Source organism: Shigella sp. FJ200513 (assembly GCF_040495915.1).
GTDB lineage: Bacteria > Pseudomonadota > Gammaproteobacteria > Enterobacterales > Enterobacteriaceae > ECMA0423.
The window spans coordinates 1-6317 of the sequence record NZ_JBDYCV010000153.1 but is presented as its reverse complement, the minus strand read 5'-3'; the positions used below and the strand labels follow the sequence as shown (position 1 = coordinate 6317).

Genomic DNA, 6317 nt, shown 5'->3' with positions numbered 1-6317 from the left:
GGTGGAGCTGCATGACAAGGTCATCGGGCATTATCTGAACATAAAACACTATCAGTAAGTTGGAGTCATTACCCATATTTAAACAGATCGTCAGCGAAAAAAATGTCCAACTTATCAATACATTCCTGGCTCAATGAATGTGCCTGTAGTGAGAAGCTTAAAACCTCATACCCGAGACGTTTTCTAAGTGAACTATCTGGAATACTCATAATATCTTCAAGCACACCACTTCCCATTCCCGGAAGATTTAGTGGATTAAAAAGAAGATTGATATTAAGCATTGATATTATCGAAGGAAACTTTAGGAGACTCTCATTTTTTTTGAATCGCAGCAAAAATGCTCCCGGCAGGATGTATATAATTTTTTTCATAGTATATAGTCCTTAAATAATGAATAACCAACCTATTTTTTATATTGATCAAATTCGTCATTTTTTCGGGTCGGAATTCACAGGTAAAATCCATCCCAACAAAATTCTCATTAATATCTCTTATCCGAAACTCACTGCCATAAAGATTATTAATTATCACTCTATATTTAACATTGTCCTGCAGATACGTATCAAAACTAAGTGCTGGCGCTCCTAGCTTTGAGGCATCATAGTTAATGTTAGACATATAGGCAATCATACGATTGAAGTTCGACTCTGCTATTTCATCGCAGTCACATTGACCCGTTGATATAAAGAAAGTGAGTGCCGCCATGGTAGACTCAAGCCTTTCTTTAAAAGAGTCGAAAGCCAGGCTTTTAATATTTAAATCACCATAATTACTCTGTATTAAGTTTGTAGAAAACATCTCCCGCCTCATATTGTTAACAAAATTATTATCTTATTTAAATCTAAGTCATTTACAATATAAGTTTAAGAGCGACGCCACAGGATGAACTATCAAAAATAACTCATCATGATTAGCAAAACTTAACCATTTTAAAATAAATAAATAATTAAAGAAAAAAGATCTCTTATTTATAGCAATAGCTCGTCAAAGGCAGCTTTTTGTTACAGGTGGTTTGAATGAATGTAGCAACGAAATGCAGAATTTCAGGTCCTGTAACTCCCGGCAAAACCGGGAGGTATGTAATCCTTACTCAGTCACTTCCCCTTCCTGGCGGATCTGATTTGCCCAACGTTGGGCAGATTCAGGCACAGTAAACGCCGGTGAGCGCAGAAATGACTCTCCCATCAGTACAAACGCAACATATTTGCCACGCAGCATCCAGACATCACGAAACGAATCCATCTTTATCGCATGTTCTGGCGGCGCGGGTTCCGTGCGTGGGACATAGCTAATAATCTGGCGGTTTTGCTGGCGGAGCGGTTTCTTCATTACTGGCTTCACTAAACGCATATTAAAAATTAGAAAAACTGTAGTTTAGCCGATTTAGCCCCTGTACGTCCCGCTTTGCGTGTATTTCATAACACCGTTTCCAGAATAGTCTCCGAAGCGGGATCTGGCTGGTGGTCTATAGTTAGAGAGTTTTTTGACCAAAACAGCGGCCCTTTCAGTAATAAATTAAGGAGACGAGTTCAATGTCGCAACATAACGAAAAGAACCCACATCAGCACCAGTCACCACTACACGATTCCAGCGAAGCGAAACCGGGGATGGACTCACTGGCACCTGAGGACGGATCTCATCGTCCAGCGGCTGAACCAACACCGCCAGGTGCACAACCTACCGCCCCTGGGAGCCTGAAAGCCCCTGATACACGTAACGAAAAACTTAATTCTCTGGAAGACGTACGCAAAGGCAGTGAAAATTATGCGCTGACCACTAATCAGGGCGTGCGCATCGCCGATGATCAAAACTCACTGCGTGCCGGTAACCGTGGTCCAACGCTGCTGGAAGATTTTATTCTGCGCGAGAAAATCACCCACTTTGACCATGAGCGCATCCCGGAACGTATTGTTCATGCACGCGGCTCAGCAGCTCACGGTTATTTCCAGCCATATAAAAGCTTAAGCGATATCACCAAAGCGGATTTCCTCTCAGATCCGAACAAAATCACCCCAGTATTTGTTAGGTTCTCTACCGTTCAGGGTGGCGCTGGCTCTGCCGATACCGTGCGTGATATCCGTGGTTTTGCCACCAAGTTCTATACTGAAGAGGGTATTTTTGACCTCGTTGGCAATAACACGCCAATCTTCTTTATCCAGGATGCGCATAAATTCCCCGATTTTGTTCATGCGGTAAAACCAGAACCGCACTGGGCAATTCCACAAGGGCAAAGTGCCCACGATACTTTCTGGGATTATGTTTCTCTGCAACCTGAAACTCTGCACAACGTGATGTGGGCGATGTCGGATCGCGGCATCCCCCGCAGTTACCGCACCATGGAAGGCTTCGGTATTCACACCTTCCGCCTGATTAATGCCGAAGGGAAGGCAACGTTTGTACGTTTCCACTGGAAACCACTGGCAGGTAAAGCCTCACTCGTTTGGGATGAAGCACAAAAACTCACCGGACGTGACCCGGACTTCCACCGCCGCGAGTTGTGGGAAGCCATTGAAGCAGGCGATTTTCCGGAATACGAACTGGGCTTCCAGTTGATTCCTGAAGAAGATGAATTCAAGTTCGACTTCGATCTTCTCGATCCAACCAAACTGATCCCGGAAGAACTGGTGCCCGTTCAGCGTGTCGGCAAAATGGTGCTCAATCGCAATCCGGATAACTTCTTTGCCGAAAACGAACAAGCAGCATTCCATCCAGGTCATATTGTTCCTGGTCTGGACTTCACCAACGATCCCCTGTTGCAGGGACGTTTGTTCTCCTATACCGATACACAAATCAGTCGTCTTGGTGGGCCGAATTTCCATGAGATTCCGATTAACCGCCCGACCTGCCCTTACCATAATTTCCAGCGTGACGGCATGCATCGTATGGGGATCGACACTAACCCGGCGAATTATGAACCGAACTCGATCAACGATAACTGGCCGCGCGAAACACCACCGGGGCCGAAACGCGGCGGTTTTGAATCATACCAAGAGCGCGTGGAAGGCAATAAAGTTCGCGAGCGCAGCCCATCGTTTGGCGAATATTATTCCCATCCGCGTCTGTTCTGGCTAAGTCAGACGCCATTCGAGCAGCGCCATATTGTCGATGGTTTCAGTTTTGAGTTAAGCAAAGTCGTTCGTCCGTATATTCGTGAGCGCGTTGTTGACCAGCTGGCGCATATTGATCTCACTCTGGCCCAGGCGGTGGCGAAAAATCTCGGTATCGAACTGACTGACGACCAGCTGAATATCACCCCACCTCCGGACGTCAACGGTCTGAAAAAGGATCCATCCTTAAGTTTGTACGCCATTCCTGACGGTGATGTGAAAGGTCGCGTGGTAGCGATTTTACTTAATGATGAAGTGAGATCGGCAGACCTTCTGGCCATTCTCAAGGCCATGAAGGCCAAAGGCGTTCATGCCAAACTGCTCTACTCCCGAATGGGTGAAGTGACTGCGGATGACGGTACGGTGTTGCCTATAGCCGCTACCTTTGCCGGTGCACCTTCGCTGACGGTCGATGCGGTCATTGTCCCTTGCGGCAATATCGCGGATATCGCTGACAACGGCGATGCCAACTACTATCTGATGGAAGCCTACAAACACCTTAAACCGATTGCGCTGGCGGGAGACGCGCGCAAGTTTAAAGCAACAATCAAGGTAGCTGACCAGGGTGAAGAAGGGATTGTGGAAGCTGACAGCACCGACGGTAGTTTTATGGATGAACTGTTAACGCTGATGGCAGAACACCGCGTGTGGTCACGCATTCCTAAGATTGACAAAATTCCGGCGTAAATATGGATAAGGTCACGTCCCCTGGGGAGTGACCTTACCACCTTACTTACACATCAAGATAACTACCCAACCGATAACCACGCTCAGCAATTGCATATTTCAACGACGCTGATGTCAGCACTTCCAGCTCCGTTAACCGTGGGAAACAGTAAGCACTCTGACGGATAGTATTATCGATAAACGCCGGATGACACATCACCTCCAGCGAAGGATCACCCCGATGGCTTGCGTCATCCAGCACTTGCAGGAACAGTGCCTCGCTAATCTCTTCACCATAAAACGCGCTACTGAATCCCTGCGAACTGCGCAGATTAGCCGGTAAATCACCAGCGTTAGATAGCGGCTGACGGTCGATGCGCAACGCAATCCCCTCTTCAGCCGCAAACCTGGCAACAATCGGGAAAATCTGCGGGAACATATGCACATGATGATGGCTATCAAGATGCGTAGGTTTGCGTCCAAATAGCTCAATGAAACGCAAATACTGACTGGCAAGCTCCTGAGTAATTTCTTCCAGCGGTAAAGCATCTTCTTCTGCCAACTGCCAGATCCATTTTCCCAGCACACCATCGCGGGTTAACCCCGGCATAGCTGTCAGTGGCTTGCCCATAGTAAGGACAAAGTGCATCCCTATGGCCAGACTCGGTTCATCACGACTCAACTGCACCGCATGGTCAATAGCCTGCCCATTCACCAGCGCCGTCGTCGATGTGACAATCCCATTGCGACAGGCCTCGATAATGCCGTAGTTCTGACCTTTGCTTAAGCCAAAATCATCGGCATTAACAATCAGTAAGCGTTCCATAATCAGCCTCGGTTAATGTGCTTTTTTAAGCTCTGCGATGCAGTCGGCAAAATTTGGCAGCCATTTCTCGTGCGCCAGAATCATCTCGCGTGCCAGCAGCTCAGCATCGCGATCGGAATGCACCAACGGACTAAGGTTTAGCGCCAGTAACACATCGTTAAATTCTCCGCTAAGTGCGGCGTTGCTGGCAGCAATCTCGAAGCCTTTAATGGTGTGAATCAGCCCCATCACTTTATCATCGAAATGCGTAATGCGCGGATGTGGCGTCGCGCCATCGCGCCCCAGCTTACAGGTCATTTCTACCGCCCAGTCTGCCGGAATATTATCAATATGCCCATGATGCGGGATATTAACGTAATGTTCAGCTTGCTTGTCGTTGTAGATAGCGTTGATCACTTCGCACGCTGCATCAGAGTAATAAGCCCCACCGCGCTGTTCCAGTTCTTTCGGCTTAACTTTCAACTCCGGGTTTTTATACAGCTCAAAAAGTTGTTTCTCGACTTTCTGTACTACCTGCGCTCGTGCGCCGCCTTTGTAGTATTCGCCCATTTCAATAGCCAGCATCTCTTTTTGCTTGAAGTAATAAAGCAAATAAGAACACGGCAACAGATTCAGAGAACGAATTAAGCCTTCGCTAAATGGCAGATCGAAAATATTTTTAACGCCAGATACTTTTAACTGCCCGGATGCCACACCATCAAGCAATTCGGCAAAGCGCGACTTGCCATTTACCAGCACATCCTTAATGAACACCATATGGTTGAGGCCAAACAAATCGATAGATAAATCATCGCTGTCTTTCAGCATCAGAACATCGTGAATAAACATCTTCATGCCGATCGGAATATTACACACGCCGATAAAGCGTTTAAATCCGGTATGACGATAAACGGCTTCAGTAACCATTCCCGCCGGGTTAGTGAAGTTAATCACCCATGCATTCGGACAAAGTTCTTCGACATCTTTTACGATGTCAAAAATTACCGGAATGGTACGCAGACCTTTAAACAAACCGCCCGCGCCGTTGGTTTCCTGACCAAGATAACCATGACTTAATGGAATACGTTCATCCAGTTCACGCGCCGGTAATTGGCCAACGCGCAGTTGGGTAGTAACGAAATCAGCATCTTTCAATGCTTCGCGGCAATCCAGCGTTTTATAAAGCTTCATCGGGACGCCAGCGTTATCAATCATCCGTTGGCAGAGATCGAAAATAATATCCAGTTTAGCTTTGCCACCCTCGACATCCACCAGCCATAATTCGCTGACCGGCAATTCGTGATAACGCTTAATAAATCCTTCCAGTAACTCCGGGGTATAGCTGCTCCCGCCACCAATAGTGACGACTTTTAATTTCTGGCTCATAATTTCTCCCTTCAGTACAGAATACTGATATCTGGCATATCTGCCCCCCCGGACATAAATAATCCAGCAACAGGACAGATATGTGAATTGTCAGGTATAACGACTTACTGATTAAATTCAGTCAATTTCTTACGATATCTCTTAGGCGTAAAGGACGTTAATTTCTTAAACGTTTTAATAAACAAACTCGGGCTACTATAACCGGCCTCAAACGCAATATCCGTCACGGAATAGTTGGTCATTTCCAGTTGTTTTTTTGCAAAATTAATACGGATCTCAGGTAATGCTGCCAACTTACTGATTTAGTGTATGATGGTGATTTTAAGGTGCTTGCGTGGCTTCCATTTCCATCA

General features: G+C 46.4%; 5 protein-coding genes and 2 pseudogenes. 2 read left to right on the top strand and 5 right to left on the bottom strand.

The annotated features are described in order from the left end of the window. Window position 1 precedes the first annotated feature (1 nt). On the top strand, window positions 2-58 hold the full coding sequence (locus ABZJ92_RS19995) for an IS1 family transposase (protein ID WP_003032489.1): 57 nt from the start codon (window positions 2-4) through the stop codon (window positions 56-58). Window positions 59-68: 10 nt separating this feature from the next. On the opposite strand, the pseudogene ABZJ92_RS19990 reads toward ABZJ92_RS19995, so the two are convergent. Together ABZJ92_RS19990 and cedA are read right to left on the bottom strand one after the other, a co-directional pair. Next, window positions 69-798, bottom strand: a pseudogene (locus ABZJ92_RS19990) (protein YdjO). Between the two features lie 288 nt (window positions 799-1086). Next, entirely contained in the window at window positions 1087-1350 is a 264-nt protein-coding gene (gene cedA, locus ABZJ92_RS19985) for a cell division activator CedA (RefSeq protein ID WP_001241561.1), read from the bottom strand. Window positions 1351-1532: 182 nt separating this feature from the next. Between cedA and katE the strand changes: the two genes are divergently transcribed. Further along, entirely contained in the window at window positions 1533-3794 is a 2262-nt protein-coding gene (gene katE, locus ABZJ92_RS19980; protein WP_000077853.1) for a catalase HPII, read from the top strand. A 46-nt stretch (window positions 3795-3840) separates the two neighbouring features. On the opposite strand, the gene chbG is transcribed toward katE, so the two are convergent. The 3 genes and pseudogenes from chbG to ABZJ92_RS19965 all read right to left on the bottom strand — a co-directional run. Beyond that, window positions 3841-4599 (bottom strand): chitin disaccharide deacetylase, encoded by a 759-nt coding sequence (gene chbG, locus ABZJ92_RS19975; RefSeq protein WP_000440442.1) that lies wholly within the window; start codon window positions 4597-4599, stop codon window positions 3841-3843. A 12-nt stretch (window positions 4600-4611) separates the two neighbouring features. Then, window positions 4612-5964: a 6-phospho-beta-glucosidase gene (celF, locus tag ABZJ92_RS19970; RefSeq protein WP_000078732.1), complete on the bottom strand. Its 1353-nt coding sequence runs from the start codon at window positions 5962-5964 to the stop codon at window positions 4612-4614. A gap of 104 nt (window positions 5965-6068) precedes the next feature. Further along, window positions 6069-6242, bottom strand: a pseudogene (locus tag ABZJ92_RS19965) (helix-turn-helix domain-containing protein); the annotation flags it as partial. Between the last annotated feature and the right edge of the window lie 75 nt (window positions 6243-6317).

What these genes read in the sequence shown, in the direction of transcription:
- cedA (WP_001241561.1), bottom strand. Translation starts at nt 1,350, where the DNA reads ATGCGTTTAGTGAAGCCAGTAATGAAGAAACCGCTCCGCCAGCAAAAC.
- katE (WP_000077853.1), top strand. Translation starts at nt 1,533, where the DNA reads ATGTCGCAACATAACGAAAAGAACCCACATCAGCACCAGTCACCACTA.
- celF (WP_000078732.1), bottom strand. Translation starts at nt 5,964, where the DNA reads ATGAGCCAGAAATTAAAAGTCGTCACTATTGGTGGCGGGAGCAGCTAT.
- chbG (WP_000440442.1), bottom strand. Translation starts at nt 4,599, where the DNA reads ATGGAACGCTTACTGATTGTTAATGCCGATGATTTTGGCTTAAGCAAA.